The 24,319-nt window shown below is 73.3% G+C and carries 27 protein-coding genes; 10 read left to right on the top strand and 17 right to left on the bottom strand.

What is annotated here, in order from left to right:
• Positions 1-11: 11 nt before the first annotated feature.
• From AB0M02_RS32545 to AB0M02_RS32475, 15 genes are all read right to left on the bottom strand, one after another.
• A complete protein-coding gene (locus AB0M02_RS32545) occupies positions 12-755 on the bottom strand; it encodes a class II aldolase/adducin family protein (protein WP_364233853.1) in 744 nt (247 codons plus the stop codon).
• Positions 752-1,429 carry a DsbA family protein gene (locus AB0M02_RS32540; RefSeq protein WP_364233851.1) on the bottom strand — a complete coding sequence of 226 codons (678 nt, stop codon included), beginning with the start codon at positions 1,427-1,429 and terminating at the stop codon, positions 752-754. Before AB0M02_RS32540 ends, AB0M02_RS32545 begins: the two co-directional genes overlap by 4 nt.
• A complete protein-coding gene (locus tag AB0M02_RS32535) occupies positions 1,426-2,361 on the bottom strand; it encodes a thioesterase (protein WP_364233848.1) in 936 nt (311 codons plus the stop codon). Before AB0M02_RS32535 ends, AB0M02_RS32540 begins: the two co-directional genes overlap by 4 nt.
• Positions 2,358-3,143, bottom strand: a complete 786-nt coding sequence (locus tag AB0M02_RS32530; RefSeq protein ID WP_364233847.1) for an alpha/beta fold hydrolase — start codon at positions 3,141-3,143, stop codon at positions 2,358-2,360. The genes AB0M02_RS32535 and AB0M02_RS32530 overlap by 4 nt, the downstream gene beginning before the upstream one ends.
• Entirely contained in the window at positions 3,140-4,027 is an 888-nt protein-coding gene (locus AB0M02_RS32525; RefSeq protein WP_364233844.1) for a beta-ketoacyl synthase N-terminal-like domain-containing protein, read from the bottom strand. Before AB0M02_RS32525 ends, AB0M02_RS32530 begins: the two co-directional genes overlap by 4 nt.
• On the bottom strand, positions 4,024-5,145 hold the full coding sequence (locus tag AB0M02_RS32520) for a beta-ketoacyl synthase N-terminal-like domain-containing protein (RefSeq protein WP_364233841.1): 1,122 nt from the start codon (positions 5,143-5,145) through the stop codon (positions 4,024-4,026). The genes AB0M02_RS32525 and AB0M02_RS32520 overlap by 4 nt, the downstream gene beginning before the upstream one ends.
• Positions 5,123-6,196 carry a beta-ketoacyl synthase N-terminal-like domain-containing protein gene (locus tag AB0M02_RS32515; protein ID WP_364233839.1) on the bottom strand — a complete coding sequence of 358 codons (1,074 nt, stop codon included), beginning with the start codon at positions 6,194-6,196 and terminating at the stop codon, positions 5,123-5,125. The genes AB0M02_RS32520 and AB0M02_RS32515 overlap by 23 nt, the downstream gene beginning before the upstream one ends.
• Positions 6,193-7,398: a beta-ketoacyl-[acyl-carrier-protein] synthase family protein gene (locus tag AB0M02_RS32510; protein ID WP_364233836.1), complete on the bottom strand. Its 1,206-nt coding sequence runs from the start codon at positions 7,396-7,398 to the stop codon at positions 6,193-6,195. Before AB0M02_RS32510 ends, AB0M02_RS32515 begins: the two co-directional genes overlap by 4 nt.
• A 3-nt stretch (positions 7,399-7,401) precedes the next feature.
• Positions 7,402-7,656, bottom strand: coding sequence for an acyl carrier protein (locus AB0M02_RS32505; RefSeq protein WP_364233835.1), 255 nt, complete (start codon positions 7,654-7,656; stop codon positions 7,402-7,404).
• 33 nt (positions 7,657-7,689) lie between these two features.
• On the bottom strand, positions 7,690-8,187 hold the full coding sequence (locus AB0M02_RS32500; protein WP_364233832.1) for a beta-hydroxyacyl-ACP dehydratase: 498 nt from the start codon (positions 8,185-8,187) through the stop codon (positions 7,690-7,692).
• On the bottom strand, positions 8,180-8,572 hold the full coding sequence (locus AB0M02_RS32495) for a FabA/FabZ family ACP-dehydratase (protein ID WP_364233829.1): 393 nt from the start codon (positions 8,570-8,572) through the stop codon (positions 8,180-8,182). The genes AB0M02_RS32500 and AB0M02_RS32495 overlap by 8 nt, the downstream gene beginning before the upstream one ends.
• Positions 8,569-9,309, bottom strand: coding sequence for a 3-oxoacyl-[acyl-carrier-protein] reductase (fabG, locus tag AB0M02_RS32490; protein WP_364233827.1), 741 nt, complete (start codon positions 9,307-9,309; stop codon positions 8,569-8,571). The genes AB0M02_RS32495 and fabG overlap by 4 nt, the downstream gene beginning before the upstream one ends.
• A gap of 64 nt (positions 9,310-9,373) precedes the next feature.
• A complete protein-coding gene (locus AB0M02_RS32485; protein ID WP_364233824.1) occupies positions 9,374-10,582 on the bottom strand; it encodes a CoA transferase in 1,209 nt (402 codons plus the stop codon).
• Positions 10,576-11,715 carry a steroid 3-ketoacyl-CoA thiolase gene (locus AB0M02_RS32480; RefSeq protein WP_364233821.1) on the bottom strand — a complete coding sequence of 380 codons (1,140 nt, stop codon included), beginning with the start codon at positions 11,713-11,715 and terminating at the stop codon, positions 10,576-10,578. The genes AB0M02_RS32485 and AB0M02_RS32480 overlap by 7 nt, the downstream gene beginning before the upstream one ends.
• Positions 11,712-11,912, bottom strand: coding sequence for a ferredoxin (locus AB0M02_RS32475; RefSeq protein ID WP_364233818.1), 201 nt, complete (start codon positions 11,910-11,912; stop codon positions 11,712-11,714). Before AB0M02_RS32475 ends, AB0M02_RS32480 begins: the two co-directional genes overlap by 4 nt.
• Positions 11,913-12,090: 178 nt before the next feature.
• Between AB0M02_RS32475 and AB0M02_RS32470 the strand changes: the two genes are divergently transcribed.
• From AB0M02_RS32470 to AB0M02_RS32455, 4 genes are read left to right on the top strand one after another with little or no spacing between them, the layout of a single operon-like run.
• A complete protein-coding gene (locus AB0M02_RS32470; protein ID WP_364233816.1) occupies positions 12,091-13,209 on the top strand; it encodes an acyl-CoA dehydrogenase family protein in 1,119 nt (372 codons plus the stop codon).
• Positions 13,210-13,222: 13 nt separating this feature from the next.
• On the top strand, positions 13,223-14,290 hold the full coding sequence (locus AB0M02_RS32465) for an acyl-CoA dehydrogenase (protein WP_364233812.1): 1,068 nt from the start codon (positions 13,223-13,225) through the stop codon (positions 14,288-14,290).
• Positions 14,281-15,366: an LLM class flavin-dependent oxidoreductase gene (locus AB0M02_RS32460; RefSeq protein WP_364233810.1), complete on the top strand. Its 1,086-nt coding sequence runs from the start codon at positions 14,281-14,283 to the stop codon at positions 15,364-15,366. Before AB0M02_RS32465 ends, AB0M02_RS32460 begins: the two co-directional genes overlap by 10 nt.
• Positions 15,363-16,409, top strand: a complete 1,047-nt coding sequence (locus AB0M02_RS32455; RefSeq protein ID WP_364233808.1) for an LLM class F420-dependent oxidoreductase — start codon at positions 15,363-15,365, stop codon at positions 16,407-16,409. The genes AB0M02_RS32460 and AB0M02_RS32455 overlap by 4 nt, the downstream gene beginning before the upstream one ends.
• Here AB0M02_RS32455 and AB0M02_RS32450 read toward each other — a convergent pair.
• Entirely contained in the window at positions 16,402-17,091 is a 690-nt protein-coding gene (locus AB0M02_RS32450) for a methyltransferase domain-containing protein (protein ID WP_364233807.1), read from the bottom strand. The genes AB0M02_RS32455 and AB0M02_RS32450 overlap by 8 nt on opposite strands.
• A 151-nt stretch (positions 17,092-17,242) precedes the next feature.
• On the opposite strand from AB0M02_RS32450, the gene AB0M02_RS32445 reads away from it, so the two are divergent.
• Genes AB0M02_RS32445 through AB0M02_RS32430 form a run of 4 tightly spaced genes read left to right on the top strand, consistent with a single transcriptional unit; the run spans position 17,243 to position 21,248 of the window.
• A complete protein-coding gene (locus AB0M02_RS32445; RefSeq protein ID WP_364234123.1) occupies positions 17,243-18,469 on the top strand; it encodes a glycosyltransferase in 1,227 nt (408 codons plus the stop codon).
• A complete protein-coding gene (locus AB0M02_RS32440) occupies positions 18,466-19,314 on the top strand; it encodes a ChbG/HpnK family deacetylase (RefSeq protein ID WP_364233806.1) in 849 nt (282 codons plus the stop codon). Before AB0M02_RS32445 ends, AB0M02_RS32440 begins: the two co-directional genes overlap by 4 nt.
• A gap of 4 nt (positions 19,315-19,318) precedes the next feature.
• Positions 19,319-20,062, top strand: coding sequence for a class I SAM-dependent methyltransferase (locus AB0M02_RS32435; RefSeq protein WP_364233804.1), 744 nt, complete (start codon positions 19,319-19,321; stop codon positions 20,060-20,062).
• On the top strand, positions 20,055-21,248 hold the full coding sequence (locus tag AB0M02_RS32430) for a cytochrome P450 (RefSeq protein WP_364233802.1): 1,194 nt from the start codon (positions 20,055-20,057) through the stop codon (positions 21,246-21,248). The genes AB0M02_RS32435 and AB0M02_RS32430 overlap by 8 nt, the downstream gene beginning before the upstream one ends.
• 173 nt (positions 21,249-21,421) lie before the next feature.
• Here the strand turns inward: AB0M02_RS32430 and AB0M02_RS32425 are convergent, their stop codons facing one another.
• Positions 21,422-22,438, bottom strand: coding sequence for a methyltransferase (locus tag AB0M02_RS32425; protein WP_364233801.1), 1,017 nt, complete (start codon positions 22,436-22,438; stop codon positions 21,422-21,424).
• Between the two features lie 210 nt (positions 22,439-22,648).
• Between AB0M02_RS32425 and AB0M02_RS32420 the strand changes: the two genes are divergently transcribed.
• Together AB0M02_RS32420 and AB0M02_RS32415 are read left to right on the top strand one after the other, a co-directional pair.
• Positions 22,649-23,827: an acyl-CoA dehydrogenase family protein gene (locus AB0M02_RS32420; protein ID WP_364233798.1), complete on the top strand. Its 1,179-nt coding sequence runs from the start codon at positions 22,649-22,651 to the stop codon at positions 23,825-23,827.
• Positions 23,828-23,847: 20 nt separating this feature from the next.
• Positions 23,848-24,264 carry an SgcJ/EcaC family oxidoreductase gene (locus AB0M02_RS32415; protein ID WP_364233796.1) on the top strand — a complete coding sequence of 139 codons (417 nt, stop codon included), beginning with the start codon at positions 23,848-23,850 and terminating at the stop codon, positions 24,262-24,264.
• Positions 24,265-24,319 lie beyond the last annotated feature (55 nt).

The raw sequence follows: 24,319 nt of genomic DNA, 5'->3' as shown, positions 1-24,319 counted from the left end.
TTCCGAAGGAGTCAGTCGAGGAGGCCGGGTTCGACCCGGACGATGTCGTCCCAGAGCGGGCGGAAGTTGAGCCGCCCCATCGCCGGCGTCCCGATCGTCGCCGCGGTGTCCTTGGCGACCACCGGTGGAATGAGGTGCGGCGTTCCCGCCGCCTCGGCCAGCAACTGAACCCGGCAGGAGCTGTCCATCGTGATGAACCACCAGGCGGCCTCCTGCACCGTGGTGCCGACCGTGAGCAGCCCGTGGTTGCGCAGGATGACCGCCTTGGCGGAGCCGAGGGTCTCCGCGATGCGGCGGCCCTCCTCCAGGTCGAGCACCACGCCGTCGAAACCGTCGAACACCTCGTGGTCCTCGTAGAACGCACACGCGTCCTGGGTGATCGGGTCGAGGCGGCGGCCGAGCGTGGAGAACGCCCGGCCGTACACCGAGTGGGTGTGCGCCGCCGCGACCACGTCCGGGCGGGCGGCGTGGATCTGCGAGTGGATCGCGAAGCCGGCCGGGTTGACCCGGCCCTCCCCCTTCACGACGGCGCCCTCACCGTCGACCAGCAGCAGGTCGCTCGCCCGGACGTGGCCGAAGTGGACGCCGAACGGATTGATCCAGAACAGCTCCGGGTCGCCCGGGTCGCGCGCGGTGATGTGCCCGCCCACGCCGGCGTCGAAGCCGTACCGGGCGAACAGCCGCAGCGAGGCCGCCAGCCGCTGCCGCCGGTATTTGCGCTCCTCCGCGACCGTCCTGGTCGTGTGCCCGCTCATCCGCATCCTCCCGCCGTGTCGGTGTCGTATGCCTGTCTGCCGGGCGCCACCGCGGCGGGCTCCGGAACCGGGGGTGCGGGCCACATCGACAGGAACGGCTCCACCCGGTCGACGCCCCAGAACCGATGCGGGCCCCATTTCAGGTACGGGATCCCGAACACGTCGTCCAGGTAGGCCCGGTAGAGACACTCGACGCCCTCGGCCCGCCGCTCCGGTTCGTCCAGGACGGCCGCCGACGGGTCCAGTCCGGCCCGCACCGCCGCCGCCTCGATCACCGGACGGGTGCAGATGTCCTCCGCGCGTCCCCAGCGGGCCGCCACGACCGCGTCGTAGAACTCCCACTCGCGTCCCTGGGTCCGGGCGTACAGCCAGGCCAGGTGCGGCAGCTCCCACCAGGAGTCGATGTCGACCGGCCAGGCCATCGTGATCCCGTGCGCGGCGGCCAGCCGTTTCGTGTCCATCAGCATGTACAGGTGCTTGGCCCGGCTCATCTGCACGTAGTGGAACTCGCCGCCGCGCGCCTTCAGCCCGGCCGACGTCTGCTCGTCGGGGTCCCAGTACGGCATGCAGTCGAAGGCCGACGACAGGTCCGGGACCACCTCCCGCAGGCGGCGCACGGCCAGCCAGCTGTACGGGCTGCGGAACGAGAAGTACAGCCGCGGCCGCCGTTTCACCGGCCACCGCCGGTGAGCGCGCGGACGACCTCGTCGTCCAGCTGAGCCATGCCGCCCGCGCCGGGGCCCGCCGCGATCGCGTACCCGTGCAGGATCCGCGCGGTGGCGACCGGCACGAGCTCGTCGCCGCGCCGCACCCAGCAGTCCATCCGGCCGTCGAACATGACGCCGCGCAGCACGTCGAGCACGGTGAAGACGGTGTGCACGGTCTCCTCCATGTGCGCCGCGCCGATCAGCTGCACGCGGGCCCGCGACACCACCGGGATCCAGGACCGCTCGGTGAGCATCCGGCCCACCGAGATGCCTCGCGCGTCGAGGAACCGGTCGACGACCTCCTCCAGCGCCCGGACGTAGCCCGAGTGCTGCACCCGGTCGGAGTAGTGGCAGTAGAAGTAGGGCGCCCGCCAGGACCACAGGTGGCCGCGCGGGCCCACCCCGAGGGACTCCTCGATCGAGCCGGTCACCGGCCGGGCAAGCCGGTCGGCGGGCGCGACCGTGCTGGCGTCCAGCACGTCCGCGACCTCCAGACCGTGCAGCCCGTCCGGCGCGGGCCGGTGCCCGTCCGCGGACCGCTCCCGGACCAGCGCCACGGTCGTACGCCCCCGCAGCACGGTCACCTCGGCACCGTCACGAACGACCGACAGCTGCACCCGCAGCCGCCCGCCGCGCTCCCGGACCACGTCCGCGCGGACCTCGTCGTCGATCTCCAGCACCGCCGGCAGCTGCACCGACGAGTCCACGATCTCCAGGCCGAGCCCGTGCTCGAGATAGAGCTGCCGCGCACCGGCGCCCTGCTCCCGCGCCCACTGGGTCACGGCGTGCTCGACCAGGTAGAGGAAGTGCTTGAAGCCGATCCAGGTGCGGATGTTCGCGCCCTCGTACGCCGGGCGCCCGTATCCCACGGTCACGCGGCTCTCGGAGGTAAGAGTCATCGGATGTCCCCCACGGTGATCGTCGTGGACTCGGTGACGAACTCCGCGATGGTCCTCGCGGCGTCCCGCGCCCGGCGGATGTGGCAGAAGTGGTCGTAACCGTCGTTGATCAGCAGGCGGCCGCCCGGGATGCGCCCGCCGAGCTTGCGGGCCGCGCGCGGCGACAGCGTCGGGTCGTCGGTGCCGGCGATCACGAGCGTCCGCGCACCGATCCGTTCCAGCGGCAGCTGCGCGCTCGCGACGAACTGCTGGAAGACGGTGAGGAAGCCGGACGGGCCGACCCGGTCGAGGGCGAAGGTCATCATCGTCTGCATGACCGCCGGGTCCCTCGCCGCGGCGCGTTTCTCCATCCGGGCCCGGACGCTCTCCCGGACGTGCGCCTCGAACGTGCTCCGTGCCCGGTCGAACATGCTCCAGGTCACCGGATCCTCCGGCGACCGGTACAGCGGGCAGATCAGCGCGACCACGTCGGCCAGGGCCGGATCGCCGGCGCTGAGCAGGCCGAGAGCCGCGTTCGCGCCGTACGAGTGCGCGATCAGCGCGTCCGGGCGGGCGCCGACGAGGTCGAGGCCCTCGGCCAGCCATCGCGCAGCCGTCCGGTCTCCCCACTGGTAGTCGTTGCCCGCTCGCCACGGCAGATCCAGCGCGACCAGCCGCCAGTCCGGATCCAGATGCGCGGCCAGCCGGCGCCAGCTGCTCCAGGTGTCCTCCAGGCCGTGCGCGAGGACGACGAGCGGCGCGCCGGGGCGGCCCGGTGCCAGCGTCCGCAGCGTGACGGTCATCGAGCCCTCCGGGCCACCGTGGCGGTGACCAGCAACGACATCTCGTCGTCGGACACGCCGACGGCCCGGTGACCGTCGTCGGCCGCGAGGTGGGCCGCGAGCGCGAGCGACACGACGTGACGCGCCCCGCCCAGATCGCCGTGTCCCCGCAGATCCAGACCACCCGGGCCGATCAGCAGCCGCGGCGGCACCGGCCACTGTGCCGGTGCCGGCTCGACGCACACGCCAGCCGGCACCCGGTTCGCGGCGGAGCGCAGCACCAGGCACGCCGCTCCCCCGCGCAGCGGAGGGCCGTACCGGCCCGCGCCGTGCAGAGCGGCCGCCACCTCGTCGTCCGGCTCCACACCGACCACCACGACCCGGTCCGCGCGGCCGGCCCGCAGCAGCAGACCGGCCAGCCGGAGCGCGTCGGCACCGGCGCGGTCACCGGAGCAGACCATCAGGTTGGGCCCGCCGAAGCGGAACCAGAGCGCGATGCTGCTGGCGATGACGTTGCTGGAGACGTTGGGCGCGTCGAGGACACTCACCGCCGCGCCGCCCTCGGTGGCCACGGTCCGGCTGACCGCGGCCACCGTCGCCACGTTGCCCAGGTTGCTCGCGACGACCACGGCCGTACCCGGATCCAGCGGCTGGTCCGGCCGGGCTCCGGCCGGCAGGCCGAGCGCCCGGTGCACCGCGCACAGCGCCGTCCGGGTGGCCGGCTCCTTGGCCAGCAGGCCCTTGCGGCCCAGGACCGTCGCCGCCCGCGCCGGGCCGGCCGCCTCCTCGTACGCCCAGTCGCCCGGCGGCTCCTCGAACCCCTCCGCCAGGAACTCGCCGAGCGGCGGGCCGGGCAGGTGAACCGCCCAGCCGACCGCGGCCACCGGCTCCGTCAGCGTGCTCATGCCGCCTCCAGGAGCGTGACCGCGTTGACGCCGCCGAACCCGAAGCTGTTGACCTGCGCCAGCCGCACCGGGGTGCGCACCGGCCGGTCCCGGACGAACCGCAGCCCGTGTCCCTCCGGCAGCACGGTGCGCAGCCCCACCACCGGCGGCACCGCCCCGGTGTCCAGGCAGCGCAGCGCCACGTCGACGTTGACCAGCGCCGCGCTGCCCGACGTGTGCCCGACCGCGCCCTTGACGGCCGTGATCAGGGGGCCGGGACCGGCACCGGCGACCGCCTTGCGCAGCGCCTCCGACTCGGCCGGGTCGTTCAGCGCCGTTCCGGTGCCGTGCGCCACGACCAGGTCCACGTCGGAGACGGTGTGGCCGGCCCGCTCGTACGCGTTGCGAATGGCCCGCCCGATGCCCTCGATGTCCGGTGCCGTCTCGTGGTGCGCGTCGCAGGACAGCCCGGTCGCCGCCACCCGGCCGCGCACCGGCCCGGTCCAGTCCTCCGGCACGACCACCACCGCGGCCGCCGCCTCGCCCAGCAGGACGCCCTGGCGGTCCTGGTCGAACGGCCGGACCCGGGTCGTCGGCACCGGTGCGACCCGGCCGATCATCGCCAGCATCGAGCGGGTCATCGTGTCCGTGCCGCAGGCGATCACCACATCGGCCTCGCCGAGCTCCACCATGTCCTGTGCCAGCGCGAGGGCGTGCCCTCCGGCGCTGCACGCGTTGGAGATCGTCACCACGTCCCGGGCGGCGGGCAGGACCTGGCGGACCACGTCGCCGAAGTGCAGGCGACGGTCCGGGAAGACCGGCCCGCCGGTGGCCCAGTGCTCCACCGCGGACAGCTCCCGCAGGCCGGTGCCGACCAGCACCACCGCGCGGGCGGTCCGCGGGTCGAGGCCGCTCTCCCGCACGGCCGCCCGCAGGCAGCCGGCCAGCAGCTCACCGGCGCGGAACGGCCGGTCCGGGTCGTCGCCGCCGATGTGGTACCCGGCGTGCACCCCCAGCCGCTCGGGCCCGGAATGCCGCAGCAGGCCGGCGCCGGACTCACCTCGCAGCAGCGCCGCGAACGTCTGCGGGCCGTCGCCGAGGCAGGTCGAGATGACGCTAGCCGCGATCAGGGCGCTCATCGCCACTTCCTTCCACGATCGCCGCGCCGACCGCGCCGTCGGCGCCCCGGCCGGTGAGCAGGACCAGGGGCCGGGCGGCCGGGAGCGCGGGACCGGCGAGCACGACGGCGAGCGCCGCCGCGCCGGTGGCCGCGCCGCAGTCGCCGAGCAGGCGCCGGGCCGGGACGTGTTCCGGATGGTGGCCGAGCGCCCGCACCGCCGGCCCGTACTCGCGGTCGTCGTCGGGGTGGGCCGAGCCGGTCACCACCGCGCCGACGGCCGAGCTGTCCGCGCCGGCCTGGCGCAGGGCCCGGCCGACGCACGAGGTGAGCGCCGTGCCGGCCGGCATCGTGCCGCCCGGCCCGTACCCGGTGGCGACCGAGAGGATCCGGGCGCCGCTACCCCCGTCGGCGGTCCGGGAAAGCACGAAGAACGCGGCGGCCTCGCCGGCCGGTGCGGTGTCCGGTTCCCCGGCCAGCTGCACGGCCCACGCCCGGTGCGGGGTGAACTCCTCCACCGCGCCCGCCACCATCGTGTCGGCGTAACCGCGGTCGAGGACGTTGCGCGCGTAGCGGACCGCGTTGAGGAAGGCGAGCGGTCCACCGGCGATGGTGGCGTTCACCCCGCGCAGGCCGAAGCGGATCGCGACCTGGCCGGCGGCGCCGTTCATCACGGTGTTCGGGAAGAGCACCGGGTTGACCAGGTACGGCCGTTCCTGCACCAGGGTCTCGCGGCTGTAGTCGCTGGTGGACTTGAAGCTGCCGAGACTGGTGCCGAGCACCACGCCGGTACGGGCGTGCGGCCCCGCGTCGAGGTCCACCGGTGACGAGCGCAGCGCCTCCCGGCAGCACACCACGGCCAGCGCGGTCGCCCGGTCGAAGGAGCTGGTCCCCTTGCGGCCGAGAAGCGTACGCACGTCGAAGCCGGGCAGTGCCCGCGCGGACGGCACCGGCAGCGGATCGTCGAACATGGCCCGGACGTCCTGCGGCACCGGAACGCCCACGGCGAGCGGCTCGGCGCCGACGCCGGCCGAGGTGATCGCGCTCCATCCGGTGATCGCGACGCCGCTCACCGGACCGCTCCCAGCATGACGATGGCGTTGTTGCCGCCGAACGCGAAGCCGTCGTTCTGCGCCACCCGCACGTCGGCGGGCCGGGCGGTGTTGGGCACCGGGTCGATCCCCGGCAGCTCCGGGTCGGCCTCCGACCAGTTCACGGTCGGCGGCAGGAAGCCCTGGTCGATGGCGAGCACCGACGCGATCGCCCCGAAACCGCAGGCCGCGCCCATGGTGTGCCCGATCATCGACTTGATCGAGCTGACCGGCGGCGGCTCCGGGCCGAAGACCTCCAGGATCGCCCGGCCCTCGACGAGGTCGTTGGCGGGCGTGCCGGTGCCGTGCGCGCAGATGTAGTCCACCTCGTCGGGCTTCACGTCCGCGTTGCGGTGGGCGGTGCGCATGCACTCGGCGATGCTGCGCTCGTCGGGCGACACCGGATGGTTGGCGTCGCAGTTCAGGCCGTACCCGAGCACCTCGGCGAGGATCCGCGCGTCACGGCGCCGGGCGTGCTCGAACGTCTCGAGCAGCAGCACCGCGCCGCCCTCACCGGTGAGGATGCCCGAGCGGTTGCGGTCGAACGGCGCGCAGGACGTGCCCGCGAGCGCGCCGAGGCGGAAGAAGCCGGCGTGCGCCCATCGGCACACCGAGTCCGCGCCGCCGGCCAGCACCACGTCCGCCTCGCCGGAGACCAGCAGGTCGTAGGCGTACCCGAGGGCGTAGTTGCTGGCCGAGCAGGCCGTGGCAAGCGTCAGCGACTCCCCGCACAGGCCCAGTTCCTCGCTCACCGCGTTCGCGAGCCGGTTCGCCGGCAGCTGGCGCAGCAGGCCGGGGTCCTGAGCTCCGAAGCCGCCGCCGACGATCTGCGCGGTCAGCGCCTCGACGACCTGCGACTCCCCGCTGGTGGTGCCGATGACCGCGTGCGCCCGACCGGGGTCGACGGTGGACAGGTCCAGACGGCCGTCCTCGACGGCGAGGCGGGCCGCGCCGGCGGCGAACTGGCTCGACCGGCCCCACGTCGCCGGATCGAGCCGCCGCAGGTGCGCGCCGGGGTCGAAGGCGTGCACCTCACCGGCGTTCTGATGCGGAAAGCCGGCCGGGTCGAAGCTGGTGATGTGGGAGATGCCGGAGCGACCGGCACGCAGCGCTCCGGCGAACGCCGGTGCGCCGATGCCGATACTCGACACCGGGCCGAGCCCGGTCACCGCGACGCGGACCACGGCTCAGTTCCGTCCGGCCGAGTGACGGATCAGGGCCGCGTGCACGGCCTTGAGGTTGCGCAGTTCGGGCAGCTCCGCCTGCGGGATCTCCACCTTGAACTGCTTGTCGAGCCGGGCGAGGATCTCGATCGCCCGGAGAGAGTCGGCCTCGTACTCCTCCATGAAGTCGCCGGTGTCGGTGAGCTCCTCCGGCTCCACCTCCAGCACCTCGGCCACCAGGGCGCGCAGGTCCTCCAGCTGCTGATCTTCAGCGTTCATCGTGTTCCTTCCCTGCCTGGGACAATGCCGGCGTCATGCCGCGGCCCGAGCGAGCTCGGGAGTCTGAGGGTGGGGTGGCTGGACCGGGCGGCGGGTGGCCACCAGGGTGGTGACGGTGGCGACGCGCCGGTCGCCGACCCAGCTCTCCCCGGAGGCGAACGCCGTGTCGGCGATCACCGAGTCGAGCCGGACCTCGTGCCGGACCACGTCGCCCGGGTAGACCGGGCCGTCGAACCGGAAGCCGGTCGCCGCGACGAACATCAGGGTGCGGCCGTCGTCGAGGTCGGGCTGCTCACCGCGGAGCCACAGCAGCGCGGCGCTCTGCCCGAACGACTCGATCAGCAGACCGGCCGGGTAGCGCCACCGCCATCGGCACGCGTCCTCCGGGAGGTCGGCGTAGCAGGGCTCGGAGCCGGTGACCGCCTTGACCGTACGGATGAACCGCCCCGCCTCCACGTCGAGCACCCGGTCGACCAGCAGCAGTGGGTGCCGCTGCGGGAGCAGCGCCCGGATCTCGAGATGCTCAGACATCGTCGTCCTCCGCCCGCTCGAAGACCGCCTTGATCCGCGCGGTGGTGGTGCCGTCGCGGCGCCGCCCCTGTGCGCGCACCGCCCACGACCCGTCGCCGGCCGGAACAGCCGTGATGTCGAGCGTCAGCTCGTCGCCGGCCAGCAGCGGCGCCAGGAAGCGCACGTTGCTCACCTCGCGCAGCAGCAGGTTTCCGTGTTCGGCCAGGGCCTGGCACATGGCGTCGATGACGAAGACGCCGGGCAGCACGGTCAGGCCCGGGAAGTGCCCGCGCAGATGCGGGTCGTCCGGGTCGACGGTCAGCCGGGTGACGAGCCGGACGGTCGCGCCGTCGTCGTCGCCGCGCGTGGTGGTGACCAGGCTCAGCGGTGAGGCAAGGATCTTCACAGCGTGATCCCCCCGTCGACCTGGAAGACCTGCCCGGTGATGTACGCGGCCCGCTCGGAGAGCAGGAACGCGACCAGGTCGGCGACCTCGTCGGACCGGCCGAAGCGGCGCAGCGTGATCTGTTCCAGTGCCTGGTCGCGGATCTGCGTGCCGAGCACGCCGGTCATGTCGGTCTCGATGAAGCCCGGCGCGACGACGTTGACCCGGATCCCGTACCGGCCGACCTCCTTGGCCAGCGACCGGCTCAGGCCGATGATCCCGGCCTTGCTCGCCGCGTACGCGGTCTGCCCGGCGTTGCCGTAGATCCCGGCCACCGAGGACATGTTCACGATGACGCCGCTACGGGCCTTCATGAACCGGAAGGCCATCGCGCGGCACAGGTTCCAGGTGCCGGTCAGGTTGGTCGACAGCACCGCGTTCCAGTCCGCCGGCATGCCCAGCACCAGCGGCTGGTCGCGGGTGATGCCGGCGTTGTTCACCAGCAGGTCGATCGGGCCGAGGGCCTCCTCGGCGGCGCGCACGAACCGGTCGACCTCGTCCGGCTGGGTCACGTCGCACTCGGCGAGGTGATACGGCACGCCGAGCCGGCGCAGGTCCGCCTCGGTCTGCCGGGACGCCTCGCTCTCCCGCTGGTAGCACCCGGCGACCGCATGGCCGTCCTGTGCCAGCCGCAGTGCGATCGCCCGGCCGATCCCCCGTGAGGATCCGGTGATCAGGGCCCTGTGCTGCTCCGCCACGACGTCTCCCGAATGGATGTGAAAGTCACGCCAGAATTGAGGCTATTTCTCCTGATTGACGGTTTCATCTCTCTAAATGCTGGAGAGCGGCCAGTTCCCCGAGGACCTCGTCGGTGTCCGCCCCGGGTACCGGCGCCGGGCGCCGGATCCGGGTCGGCGTGCGGGAGAACTTCACCGGCGGTGCGACCAGGGGGGCCACCGATCCGTCGCTCAGGCGGGTCGGCGCCAGCATGCCGCGTGCCGCCACATGCGGATCGCGGACCGCTTCCGCCAGCGTGCGCACGGGCGAAACCACGATTTCGTACGCGGTGAGCACGGCGACCACCTCGGACACGTCACGTCCGGCACACCACCCGGCTACGAGATCGTTGACAGCGTCCCGGTTCGCCAGGCGCTCCTCGTTGGTCCGGAAACCGTCCGCCCGTCCCAGCCCCGGCCGGCCCAGCACTCCGGCGAGCGCTCGCCAGTGCTTGTTCAGCGCGACGGCCAGATAGACGTGGCCGTCCCGGCACCGGTAGACGTTGGACGGCACCACGAAGTCCGTCTCGTTGCCCCACCGCCGCGGTGCCGCGCCGGTCGCCGCAAGCGTCGGCAGGCCGCTGCTGCTGAACAGCAGCGCGTCCATCATCGACACGTCGACGTGCTGGCCCTCCCCCGTCCGGTCCCGGTGCGCCAGCGCCGCCAGCGCCGCGACCGCCGCGTGCAGGCCGGCGAGTTCGTCGGCCAGGAACGTCGGAGCCCGGGTCGGCGTGCCCCGCGGATCACCGTTGAGCGACATCCACCCACCGGCCGCCTGGATCGCCGGGTCGTACGCCGGAAGACGCGTGTTCGGGCCGTACTGACCCCACCCGGAGATGGACACGAAGATCAGGTCCGGTCGCACCTCGCGGCACGCCCGGTACCCGGCACCCCACTCGTCCAGCGTCCCAGGCCGGTAGTTCTCCACCACGATGTCCGCGGTGGCCACCAGGCGCAGGAACGTCTCCACGCCGGCCGGCTCCCGCAGGTCGATCCCGACGCTGCGCTTGTTGCGATGCACCGTCTCCCGGAACCACGAGAGCCCGGTACCCGGGATGACCGGCGGCACGTCACCGTCACGGCCGTACGGGAGCTCGACGTCGACGACGTCGGCGCCCAGGTCACCGAGCAGGCACGTGGCCATCGGACCGGACCACACCTTGGTCACGCCGAGCACGCGCACCCCGGCGAGCGGCCCGGCCGAACCCTCCCGCGCCTCGCTGAAGAACTCCCGCGCGCCCGTCACCGTCACCACCGCCGCAGCAGCGAGGCGGTGCCGAGCGAACCGCCGCAGCACATGGTGATCAGCGCGGTCCCGGCGCCGGTGCGCTCCAGCTCGTGCAGCGCGCTGACGATCAGCCGGGTGCCGGTCGCGCCGAGCGGGTGGCCCAGCGCGATCGCCCCGCCGTTCGGGTTCACCCGGTCGGGGTCCGCGCCGTACGCCGCCATCCAGTTCAGCACCACCGCGGCGAACGCCTCGTTGACCTCGACCAGGTCGATGTCACCGGCCTTCATCCCGGCCCGGCGCAGCAGCCGCGCGGTCGCCTCGACCGGGCCGTCGAGCAGGAAGTAGGGGTCCGCACCGGTGACCACCTGGTGCTCCAGGACCGCGCGCGGCGCGAGCCCGAGCGACCGGGCCCGGTCCAGCGACATCCACAGGACCGCCGCGGCGCCGTCGGAGATCTGCGAGGTCGTGCCGGCCGTGTGCACCGCGCCGTCCATCGTCGGCCGCAACCCGGCGAGCCCCTCGGGTGTGGTGTCGCGCAGGCCCTCGTCCCGGTCCACCACGCCCGCCCCACCGGCCGGCACGGGTGTCACCTCACGGTCGTAGTGCCCGGCCGCCCAGGCCCTCGCCGCCCGCTGTTGCGACCGCAGCCCGTACGCGTCGGCGTCCGCCCGGGTGATCCCCTGACGGCGCGCGATCCGCTCGGCACCGCCGAACTGCGCCTTGGGCGGGTCGTCCCACGGGTAGTCGTCGGTCTTGTAGTGCCCCGGCCCCTGATACAGGTTCACCCCGATCGGGACGCGGCTCATCGCCTCCACCCCGCACGCGATGCCCACGTCGATCACGCCGGCCGCGATCAGCGCGGAGATCAGGTGATTGGCCTGCTGGCCCGAGCCGCACGACACGTCCACCGTGGAACAGCCCACCGCCGGGTCGAATCCGCTGTTCAGCCACGCGTTGCGGGTCACGTTCAGGCTCTGCTCGCCGGCCTGGGTGACACAGCCGCCGATGACCTGCTCGACCTCGCCCGCCTCGATGCCGGCCCGCTCGATGACCTCCCGCTGCACGTGCCGCAGCAGCTCGACCGCCTTCAGGCCGGCCAGCGCGCCGCCGCGGCGGCCGATCGGCGTGCGCGCCGCGGCGACGATCACCGGTGTACTCACGGCCGGTCACCGGGCAGCAGGATCGCCAGCTTCGGGCAGGCCCGCGCGGCCTCCTCGACCGCGGGCCACAGCTCCGCGCCCGGCTCGGGGACGCGCACGTGCAACAGGTCCTCGTCGTCCAGCTCGAACACCTCGGGCGCGAAGGAGTTGCACACCCCCGTGCTGTCGCACAGGTCGTAGTCGACGGTCACCCGCATCGAGGACACCTCCGGCGGTGATAGGCGCTTGGCGACAGCGCCATCGTGGGCACCCGTGCGGGGGTGGCGCATCTTCGTATGTGCTGGTCAAGGCGGTCGTCAGGGTGCCTTCTCCGAGAGTGCGCAACCCGGGCGGGAAAGGACCGCCATCGATACGCGCCGGGTTAGCGTGCCGGGCATGCGGTTGGGCGACACGACGGAACAGGCCCGATTCCGGGCGACGTTGCGGGACTGGCTCTCCGCCCACGTTCCCCTCGGCACACCGGGGACGTGGGCGCCGGAACAACTGAGCCGGTGGAGCAGCGCGATGCACGAGGCCGGTTACGCCGGCCTCACCTGGCCCGAGCAGTACGGCGGGCGCGGGCTGACCCCGGCGTACCAGGCGATCTTCGCCGAGGAGTGCGCGCGGGCCGGAGCGCCCGACCACCTCAACGTGATCGGGCTGAACATGGTCGGCCCGACACTCATCCACTTCGGTACGCCTGCGCAGCAGGGCGAGCACCTGCCCCGGATCCTCTCCGGCGAGTCGGTGTTCTGCCAGGGCTTCTCCGAACCGGACGCCGGCTCCGACCTGGCGGCCGTACGGACCCGGGCGACCGCCGAGCCGGGCGGTTACCGGATCAGCGGTGAGAAGGTCTGGTCGTCGTACGCGCACCTGGCCGACCACTGCCTGCTGCTGGCGCGTACCGCCGACGGGGAGCCGCGGCACCGCGGCCTGACCTGCTTCCTGCTCGACATGCGCTCGCCCGGTGTCACGGTCCGCCCGTTGCGGCAGCTCACCGGCGCGAGCGACTTCAACCAGATCCTGCTCGACGACGTCCTGGTGCCCGACGGGGCCGTCCTCGGACCGGCCGGCGAGGGCTGGCGGGTCGCCATGACCACGCTGGCGCACGAGCGCGGCACGTTCGGCATCACGCTGACCGCCCGGCTGGCCGCCGAACTCGACCGCCTGGTGGCCACCGTCCACGAGGCCGGTGCGGCCGGCGACCCGCTGGTGCGCCGGGAGGTGGCCGAACTGCACGTCGAGTTGCAGGGGCTGCGCTACACCGGCTACCGGGCGCTGGCCGCGCTGGAGCAGACCGGGACACCCGGACCGGAGAGTTCGGTCATCAAACTCCGCTGGTCGCTGGCGAACCAGCGGCTCACCGCGCTCGCCACCCGCCTGCACGGCGCCCGCGACGACTACTGGCGGCAGCAGCGGCTCAGCAGCCGGACCAACACCATCGAGGGCGGCACCTCGGAGATCCTGCGCGGCATCATCGCCGAGCGGGTCCTCGCGCTGCCCCGGTCCCGGTAGACGGAGGGGACAGATGAACTTCGCCCTGACCACGAACCAGACCGACCTCCGCGACGCCGCCCGGCGCCACCTGGAGGACCGCTACCCGGCGGCGCGGATCGCCGACCTGGCCGACGGGCCGGGCGCCGACCGCGACGCCTGGCCGGCCCTGCGGGACCAGGGCTGGCTCGACCCTGATCTGGACCCGGTGCTGCTGGCCCTGCTGGCGGAGGAGACCGGCCGGGCCCTACTGCCGGCGCCCTGGTGGGCCACCGTCCGCACGGACCTGCCGAAGCCCTCGGGCCGGCCGTCCACCCTCGCCGACGGCTCCACCACCTGCCACGCCGACGACGTCGCCGGCCGCTGGCGTCTCGACGGGCGGATCTCCGCCGTCACCGACGCCGAGCACGCCGAGGAGTTCGTCGTCTCGGCCGGCGGGCCGGACGGCCTGATGCTGTTCCTGGTCACCGCGGGCGACCCCGGCCTCACCGTCACACCGGTGCCCGGCGTGGACCCGCTGCGGCGCGGCGCCGACCTGACCCTCGCCGGCGCGACCGGCGAACTGCTGACGGCACCCGGCGAGGCGGCCGAGGTGCTCACCGCCACCGGGCGGCGCTCGGCGCTGCTGCTCGGCGCGGAGGCGGTGGGCGTCGCCGCCCGGGCCCTGGAGATGGCCGTGGAGCACGCGAAGACGCGCGTCCAGTTCGGCCGGGCGATCGGGTCCTATCAGGCGGTCGCGCACCGGCTCGCCGACGGCTACTCCGACGTGGAGCTGGCCCGGTCACTGGTCTACCGGGCCGCCTGTGTGCTGGCGCGTCCGGGCGACGACCCGGGTGAGGCGCTGGCCTGTGCCGCGTACGCGGGCGCGCTGGCCGCGGTCCGGGTCTGCGAGTCGGCGATCCAGGTCCTCGGCGGGATGGGCGTCACCTGGGAGCACCCGCTGCACCGGTGGTACCGGCGGGCGCTGTGGATCGACGCGTACCTCACCGGCCGGACCGATCCGCTCGGTGCGATCGCCGCGGAACTGCTCGGCGCCGCCCCCGGAACCCCGGCGCCGCGCGGCGCCGCCGCCTCACCCGCGGAGGCCGCGGCATGGCGCTGAACCTGCACTGGTTCCTGCCCACGCACGGCGACGGCAAGGAGGTCGCCAAGCGCAGCACCGGCGAGACCGTGCCGGGCGCCCGCCGGGACCCGGACATCGACTACCTCACCCAGGTGGCGCTCGCCGCCGAACGGTTCGGCTTCGACGGCATGCTGGTGCCGTTCGGCCTGTTCTGCGAGGACCCGTGGGTCGTCTCCGCGGCTCTGGCGTCGCGGACCACCCGGATCCGCTTCATGATCGCGCTGCGCGCCGGGCTGCAGCCGCCGCTGCTCGCCGCTCAGGCCGCGGCCACCCTTCAGCGGGTGTCCGGCGGGCGGCTGATGCTCAACATCGTGACCGGCGGCGACGCCGACGAGCAGCACCGGTACGGCGACTGGCTGGATCACGAGCGCCGCTACGAGCGCACCGGCGAGTTCCTCGACGCGTTCGGCCGGGCCTGGTCCGGCGACCGTTTCGACGCCGACGGCGCGCACTACCGGATCCGCGCCGGGCTGCTGACCCGGCCGGACCCGCGCCGGCCGCTGACCTTCGTCGGCGGCTCCTCGGCGGCGGCCCAGCGGGTCGCCGCCAGGCACGGCGACGTCTATCTGGCCTGGGGCGAGCCGCCGGACGCGATGACCGGGCTGATGAGCTCGGCCCGCCGGCTCGCCGCCGAGGCCGGGCGCACGCTGAGCTTCGGCAGCCGGTTCCACGTGATCTCCCGGGACACCGCGGCGGAGGCGTGGCGCGTGGCACGGCAGCTGGCCGACGACATGGATCCGGCCCGGATCGAGCAGGCACAGCGGCGCTTCCGCTCCACCGAGAGCGAGGGACAGCGGCGGATGGCCGCCCTGCACGGCGGCAGCCGCGCCGAGCTCGAGGTCTACCCCAACGTCTGGGCGGGGTACGGCCTGGTGCGCCCGGGCGTGGGCACCGCGCTGGTCGGCAGCCACGAGGACGTCGCCGAGCGCATCGAGGAGTACCACTCGATCGGGCTCGACCACCTGATCCTGTCCGCACAGCCGCATCTGGAGGAGGCCTACGCGTTCGGCGAGGGCGTCCTGCCGCTGCTGCGCAAACGGGGCCTGCTCGGATGAGACTCGCGCTGAACCTCGGCTATCACGCGGGACGCGGGTCGCCGGCCGGGCACCTGCGGCTCGCCCAGGAGGCCGAACGTCTCGGCTACGACTCGGTCTGGGTCGCCGAGGCGTACGGCTCCGACGCACCCACCGAGCTCGCCTGGCTGGCGGCCGGCACCGAGCGGATCGGGCTGGGCAGCGCGGTCATGCAGATTCCGGCGCGTACCCCGGCGATGACCGCGATGACCACCGCGACCGTCGACCTGCTCTCCGGCGGGCGGTTCCGGCTCGGCCTCGGTGTCTCCGGCCCGCAGGTCTCCGAGGGCTGGCACGGCGTGGCGTTCGACGACCCGCTCGCCCGCACCCGCGAGTACGTCGGCCTGGTCCGCGCCGCCCTGCGCCGGGAACGGCTCACCGGCGCAGGGCCGCACTACCCGCTGCCACTACCCGACGGCCCCGGCAAGGCGTTGCGGCTGACCCTGCACCCGCTGCGGGACCGGGTGCCGCTCTACCTCGGCGCGGTGGGCCCGCGCAACCTGGAACTCACCGGCGAGATCGCCGACGGCTGGCTGGCCGCCTTCTTCGCACCGGAGGACGCCGCGCCGCAGCTCGCCCGCATCGCGGCCGGGCGCGCCCGGTCCGGCGCGGATCCGGCCGCCTTCGACATCGCGCCCACCGTGCCGGTCGTGGTCGGTGACGACGTGGCCGCGTGCGCCCGGTTGATCCGGCCGTACGCTGCGCTCTACCTCGGCGGGATGGGCAGCCGGCGGCAGAACTTCTATCAGCGCGCGGCCGGCCGGATGGGCTTCGGCGACGAGGCCCGCGAGGTGCAGGAGCACTACCTGGCCGGGCGCCGTCAGGAGGCCGCCGCGGCGGTTCCGCTCGAGCTGCTGGACCGCACCGCGCTGATCGGGCCGCCGGGGCGGATCGCTGACCGGTTGCATGCGTACGCCGAGGCCGGGGTGACCACGCTGGTGGCGGCTCTGTTCAGCGGCGCCGAGACCGGGGTGCGCACGCTGCGGCACCTGGCCGGCGCGCTCGAAAAAGCGGGGCTCAGGTAGCCACGAAGGTCGCCCGGTTCGGGTTGTGGCTCAGGTTCGGGCGGTGCTCGCGCGCGGTGAACCCGGCGGCGGCGAGCACCCCGACCATCTCGGCCGGGTCGTAGCGGGTCAGCCCCAGCTCGCGCCGCGCCCGCGTGTACGGCGAGAACACCGTGGCGGCCATCGAGCGCACCGCCGCGCCGAGGAACCGCTCCCGCGCCGCGAACCGCAGCATCGCCAGCGAGTCCGCCACCAGACCGGACCGCTGCGGGATCACGTCACCGACCAGCAGCCGGCCGCGCGCCGACAGCAGCCTCCGCGCGGTGGCCAGCAGCCGGTCCAGCTCGTCACGGCGCAGATACTGCACCACCGAGTTGACCACGATGAGGTCGACCGAGCCGTCCGGAATCGCGCCGAGTGAGTCCGGGCCGATCACGGTGATCCGGTCGTGACCGGCGAACCGGGCGGCCAGCGCCTCGCGGAAGCCGGTGGCCGACTCGCAGAGGGTCAGCCGGCCGCACTCCGCGGCGATCCGCTCCGCCTCCAGGGCGTCACCCGGCCCGTAGTCCAGCACGTGCGCGCCCGGACCCGGCGCGACCTTGATGATCTGTTCGGCGGTGTCGCGGAAGTGCAGCCGGCGGTGCCGGTCGTTGACATAGATCCGTTGCTCACCGCTCCAGAAGTCCAGCCAGTCCGGCGTCATGCCGGTCAGCATGCGTGCCGCGGCGGCCCGCCGCACCTTCCGGCGTGCCCCTCTACCAGCGCAATCAGAAAGATGCCGAGGGATCGCCCGCGATGTGAGGGTTCGGTACGAAGCACTGGCTGACTGCTGGAGGGCGGACGCCGTGTCCACGATCACGTCGAGCAATCCCTCGGGGCGAGCCACACCCGGCTCCGACGGCCAGGCGGCCGAGGCGCACCTCACCGAGGTCGTCATCCCCATCTACAACGAGGAGGCGGTGCTCGCTGCCAGCGTCCACCGCCTGCACGCGTACCTGACGGAGAAGTTCCCCTATCCGTTCCGGATCACCGTCGCCGACAACGGCAGCACCGACGGCAGCTGGGCGATCGCCGAACGGCTGTGCGGGGAGCTGCCCGGCGTGGGCGCGGTCCGTCTGCAGGAGAAGGGACGTGGCCGCGCGCTGCGGGCGGTCTGGAGCGAGAGCCAGGCCGAGGTGGTGGCGTACATGGACGTCGACCTCTCGATCGACCTGGACGCCTTCCTGCCGCTGGTGGCCTCCGTGATGTCCGGCCACAGCGACCTGGCCATCGGCACCCGGCACGCGAACGGGTCGACGGTGCACCGCACCCTCAAGCGGGCCGTGCTGTCGCGGACCTACAACTTCCTGCTGGCGACCACCCTGGGCGCCAAGTTCTCCGACGCGCAGTGCGGCTTCAAGGCCGGCCGGCGCGACGTCGTGCAGGCCCTGCTGCCGGTGGTCGACGACAACAAGTGGTTCTTCGACACCGAGCTGCTGCTCGCCGCCCAGCGCCACGGGCTGCGCATCCACGAGGTGCCGGTCGACTGCATGGACGACCCGAACAGCTCCGTGGACCTGTTCCGCACCGCACGAGACGATCTCGCGGGCATGCTCCGTGTGGGGCGCCGGGTCATCGGGGGTGCGCTGCATGTGGACCTGCCGTCACACGTACGCCGGGCCAAGCTCCCCGCCGGGATGGCGCGCCAGCTGCCGCGGTTCGCCGTCATCGGCGTGCTCAGCTCGGCCGCCTACCTGCTGCTGTTCCTGCTGCTGCGCACGGTCATGTCCGGGATGGCGGCCAACGCGGTCGCGCTGGTGCTGACCACGATCGGCAACACCGCCGCCAACCGACGGTTCACCTTCGGCGTACGCGGCTCGCGCGACGTGGTCCGCCATCAGCTCGAGGGCGGCGTGGACTTCATCATCCGGCTGCTGCTGAGCAGCGGCAGCGTGTTGTTGCTGCACACGCTCTGGCCGGGCGCGCCCCGTGGCGTCGAGCTGGGGGTGGCGTACACGGTCATCGCGCTGGCCACGGTGATCCGCTTCGTGCTGCTGCGGGTGTGGGTGTTCAACCCCCGGCGGCGGAGCGGCGCCCGATGAGCCGCACCCTGATCGTCAACGCCGACGACTACGGGCTCACCGAGGGGATCTCCCGAGGCATCCTGCACGCCCACCGGGCGGGCGTCGTGTCCAGCACCTCGGTGCTGGCGGTCGGCCCCGCGGTGGGCGTCACCGGGCCGTGGCTGCACGACTCGCCCGACTTGGGCACCGGCGCCCACCTCGCCCTGGTCGGCGAGGATCCGCCGTTGCTGTCACGTACCGAGATCCCGACGCTGGTCGATCGCGCCGGCCGTTTCCCGCTCTCCTGGCGGGTGTTCCTGGCCCGCGCTGCCGCCGGCCGGGTGGACCCGGCCGACGTCGAACGCGAGTTCACGGCACAGGTGGAGCGGCTCACCCGCGACCTCGGACTGCGGCTGAGCCACCTGGACACCCACCAGCATCTGCATCTGTGGCCGCCGGTCGCCGCGGTGCTGGTCAGGCTGGCCCGCCGCCACGCCGTCGGCGCCACGAGAGTGCCGTCCAGCCGGTCGCGAGGACCCCGGGGCGCGGGCGTGCGCATGCTGAGCCGTCGCTTGCGGACGGTCGTCGACCGGGCCGGACTGGCCGCACCGTCGGCGTACGCGGGCCTGGACGAGGCCGGCCGCTTTACGTTGCCCCGGCTACTTCAGGCAATCGACCTTCTAGCCGGGTTGCATGCAGACAAACTGGAGGTAAACTGCCATCCCGGCGAGGCCGGTGACCCCGATCGGGCCCGGTATGCCTGGGGTTTCCGGTGGTCAGCCGAGCTCGACGCACTCACCCACCCCGCAACCCGCGACGCCATCAGCCGGCACGGCCTACGGCTCGCGGGTTTCTCTGAACTTGCCCCGACCGGGCAGAGGTGACTTCATGGACGCCACCGAGATCCGCAAACTCGCCGCCCTCGAGGACCGCCACTGGTGGTACCGGGAGCGCCGCATCCTGCTCGACCGCGACGTGCGCCGGATGAAGCCCGGACGGGCCCTCGACATCGGCGCGGCCGGCGGCGGCAACACCCGGGTGCTGCGCGCCCGCGGCTGGGAGACGGTCGCGCTGGAGTACAGCACCGAGGGCGCCCAGGTCGCCCGCGAGCGCGGCCTCAACGTGATCCAGGCCGACGCCCGGCACATCCCGCTGCCGGACGCCTCCATGGACCTGATCGTCGCCTTCGACATCCTGGAGCACATCCCGGACGACACCAGCGCCGCCCGCGAGATCTTCCGCCTGCTGCGGCCAGGTGGCACCGCCCTGATCGCGGTGCCGTGCGACATGCGCCTGTGGTCCGACCACGACGTGGCGGTGAACCACGTCCGGCGCTACGACCGCTCCGGGCTGATCGAGCTCATCGAGTCGGCCGGGCTGACCGTCCACGAGGTGGAGAGCTGGAACGTGCTGCTGCGCCCGGTCGCGGCCTGGCGCCGGAAGAAGTCCTCCGGCAGCGACCTGACCGAGCTGGCCGCGCCGGTCAACGCCGCGCTGGGCATGGTCGTCGCCGCCGAGCGGTACCTTCCGACGAGCCGCATGCCCGGCGTCTCGCTCCGGCTGCGCGCGACCCGGCCCGGGGTGACGGCGGGCTCGTCGCCGCCCGTCCCGGAAGTCACAGCTCATGTCTGACCTGGCGCTCAGCACGCAGATGCTGCTGGCGGACGCCGCACGGCGGCACGCCGAGCACGCACGCCTGCACAGCACCGGCACGGTCCACCCGATCCGCCTGCAGTCGGGCGAGACGGCCTGGCTGATCACCGGGCACGAGCAGGCCCGGCAGGCGCTGATCGATCTGCGCCTGCAGGGCCGCACGGCAACCGTCGGCCACGGCCGGCGGATGCCGGAGGACCTGCGCCGGGCCATGAACAGCCACATGCTCAACGTCGGGCCGCCGGACCACACCCGGTTGCGGCGGCTCGTGTCGGCGGCGTTCACCCGCCGCCGGATGGAGCAGATGCGGCCGCGCATCCAGCAGCTCACCGACGCCCTGCTCGACGAGATGGACCAGCCCGGCGCGGTCGACGTGCTCGCCGGGCTGGCGCTGCCGCTGCCGATGCAGGTGCTGGTCGACCTGTTCGGAATCCCGGCCGAGGACTGCGACGACTTCCATCTGTGGAGCAGCACCCTGACCTCGTCCGGCTCGCTGCCCCTGCAGGAGATGCACGCCGCCGCGGCACAGATGGTCGACTACTCCCGCGACCTGCTCGAGCGCAAGCGGCGGCACCCCGAGCCGGACCTGCTGTCCGCGCTCGTCGCCGTCCGTGACGGCGAGGACCGCCTCAGCGAGGACGAACTCACCTCGATGGTGTTCCTGCTGCTGACGGCCGGGCACGAGACCACGGTCAACCTGATCGGCAACGGGATCCTGGCGCTGCTCAACCACCCCGAGCAACTCGCCCGGGTGCGCGCCGAGCCCGATCTGGTGACCACCGTGGTCGAGGAGACCCTGCGCTTCGACAGCCCGGTCCAGATCGCCCTGCGCCACGCCACCGAAACGGTGGAGCTGGGCGGCGTGGAGATCCCCGAGGGCGCCACCGTCCTCGTCTCGCTGCTGGGCGCCAACCGCGATCCGGCCCGCTTCCCCGATCCCGGCGAGTTCCGGCTGAACCGCTCGGACAACGCGCAGCTCGGCTTCGGGTACGGCTTCCACCACTGCATCGGCGCACCGCTGGCCCGCATCGAGGGAGCTGTCGCGATCGGATCCCTGCTGCGCCGCTTCCCCGATGTACGGCTCGCCCGCGACGCCGACGATCTGACCTGGCGCGCCAGCATGATCATGCACGGCCTGACCGACCTCCCGGTCCACCTGCGCTGACCCCCATTGCGTGGGGAGTTGCGGTCAGCATGACGGCCGAACTCCACACACCACGACGCGACGAGCATTGCGTGGGGAGTTGCGGTCAGTATGAGGGCCGAATTCCACACGAGGCGGTTTGAGCCGCACACACGAGAACGGCGCCGGCCGAGGCCGGCGCCGTTCCGCGTCTGTCAGATCGGGCGGGCCTCGACGATCGGCAGGCCCTTGGGGCGCAGCACCCGCTCCAGCCGGAAGCCGGTCCGGCCGAACAGCGCCGTCAGCTCCTCGCGGCTGCGGCTGCCACCACCGCGCATGACCATCAGCAGCACGTCGTAGAGCTTGCCCCAGTCGAACTCGTCGCCGGGCTCCACCACCGGCTCGATGACCAGCAGCCGGCCGTCCGGGCGGATCGCGGCCCGGATCGCGCGCAGCACCTCCTCGGCGCCGGGGTCGTCGAGGTCGTACAGCGCCCGCTTGATCACGTAGCCGTCGCCGCCGGCCGGCACCTCGGTGCGGAAGTCACCGCCGAGCACGGTGCACCGGTCGCTGACGCCGCGCTCGGCCAGCACCGGCCCGGACGACGAGACCACGTGCGGCTGGTCGAAGAGGACGCCGCTGAGGTGCGGGTACTCGGCGAGCAGCGCGGCCAGGAACGTCCCGTTGCCGCCGCCCACGTCCACCACCGTCCGGAAGCTCCCCCAGTCGTACGCCGGCAGCAGCGCCTTGATCTCACGCCGGGACACCGCCCGCTGAGAGGCGTCGAACCGCGCCCCGTCAGCCGGATGGCGCTGCATGTGCGTCCAGTAGTCGACGTTGTGCGCCTCGTCGAACGCCGCCCGCCCGGTGCGCAGGCTGTGGTCCAGATGCCCCCAGGCCTGCACGTCGGCGGTGATCAGCGGGTACGCCTCGCGCAGCGACCGCGGATGGTCGGAGCGCAACGGCTCGGCCAGCGCGGTGAGCGCGAACGTCTCGGGCGGCCCCTCGGTGAACACCCCCCGCGCGGCCAGCGCGCGCAGCACGCGCAGCAGGGCCCGCGGCCGGGTGCCGGTCGCCGCCGCCAGGTCGGCCACGGACCGGGGCCCGTCGGCGAGATGATCGGCGATCCGCAGATCGCAGGCGGCTCGCAGCGCGAACGGGATCACGTAGTCGGCCAGCTCGGTCAGCCGGGCGACCGAGTGCAGATCCGGGCCGGACGCGATGGCAGTCATCGGGCTCCCCCTCCTCAGGTGGTCGTGCGGGCGGCCGCACATCGAGGATCGTCGCACCGGCCCGCGGGGCCGCACGTCTCCCGAGGTGCGCTGTTGCCAGGCCGCGACGGCCGCCGCGCACGCTCGGAGATGCGGTGGCCGGTGGGCCGATGCGACGGTCGACTTCGGCGCCGTCACACGCGCGCGCCTCCGGCATCGAGGAGGAATCTGTTGGCGACCAACGTTGTCACGCGCGACGAGCTGATCGACCGGGTCTCCCAGCTCGTACCGCAGTTGCGTAAGAATGCTGTCCGGTCGGACGAGACGCGCCGCCTGGCGGACGACTCGATCGACGCACTCGCCGACGCGGGCGTGTTCCGCCTGCGTACCCCCAAGCGTTACGGCGGCCTGGAGGCCGACACCCGTACGCTGGTGGACGTCGCCGCCGAACTGGGCCGCGCCGACGGCTCCCTGTCCTGGGTCGCCTCGGTCTACTGGATACCCACCTGGATGGCCGGTCTGTTCCCGGACCACGTCCAGGACCAGGTGTTCGGCGAGTCCGACTCCCGCGTCTGCGGCACGCTGAGCCCGACCGGCATGGCCGCCCCCGCCGAGGGCGGCATCGTGGTCAACGGCAGCTGGAAGTTCATCAGCGGCGCCCACCACAGCACCTGGCAGGAGATCGTCGCGGTGCTGATCACCCCGGATCAGCAGCCGCTCCCGGTGGTCGCCATGGTCCCGATGTCCCAGCTGGGGATCATCGACGACTGGCACACCTCCGGCCTGCGCGGCACCGGCAGCGTCACCACGGTGGCGCAGGACGTGTTCGTGCCGGAGGGCCACTACCTCCCGCTGCCGCTGATCCTGCAGGGACAGTCGGCCTCCGAGCGCAACGCCGACTCGCCGATCTACCGGTCGCCGCTGCTGCCGGTCGCCTCGGCGTCGTCGGTCGGCACGCTGATCGGGCTCGGGCGGGCGGCCCGCGAGGCGTTCCTCGAGCGCCTGCCGGACCGCAAGATCACCTACACCGAGTACGCGTCGCAGGCCGAGGCGCCGCTGACCCACCACCAGGTCGCCGCCGCCGTGCAGCACCTGGACGAGGCCGAGTTCCACGCGTACCGCCTGGCCGGCCAGGTCGACGGCAAGTGCGCGGACGGCGCCGGCTGGACCGTCGAGGAGCGCGCCCGGGCCCGCGCCGGACTGGGCGCGGTGGTGTCCCGGACCAAGCAGGCCGTGGACATCCTCGGCGGCGCCAGCGGCGGCTCGTCGATCTACGAGGACGTGCCCATCCAGCGCATCCAGCGCGACGTGCACGCCGCTCACCTGCACGCCCTGATGCACCCGGAGACCAACGCCGAGCTGTACGGCCGGGTGCTGTGCGGCCTGCCGCCGAACACGCTCTACATCTGAGACGGAAAGCGAGACTGCCGATGACCACCGAGACCACCACCGCGCCCGGGGCCGTCGACCCGGCCGAGATCGCCGCACTCCCGAAACGGATGATCGAGGCCTGGGCCGCGCACGACACCGACGCGTTCGCCGAGCTGTTCCACGAGGACGGCACGCTGATCCTGCCGGGCCGCTACCACCAGGGCCGCGAGGCCATCCGCTCGTTCATGGCGGCCGCGTTCCAGGGCCCGTACCAGGGCACCCGCGTGATCGGGCAGCCGATCGAGATCAAGCCGCTGGGCCCGGGTGCGGTCGCCCTGATCACCGAGGGCGGCGTCATCCCGGCCGGCGCCGACACACTGCCGGACGAGGCCGCCATCCGGGCGTCCTGGATCCTCGTCAAGCGTGACGGGCAGTGGCGGCTCGCCGTCTACCAGAACTGCCCCCGCAACTCCTGACATCCGCATCGGGCGTCGCCGGCGACCGGCCGGCGGCGCCCGTCGCCGTTGCCAC

It is taken from the genome of Actinoplanes sp. NPDC051861 (assembly GCF_040681145.1).
GTDB lineage: Bacteria > Actinomycetota > Actinomycetes > Mycobacteriales > Micromonosporaceae > Actinoplanes.
Note: the sequence above shows the minus strand (reverse complement) of the source record. Positions and strands in the feature narration are given on the sequence as shown.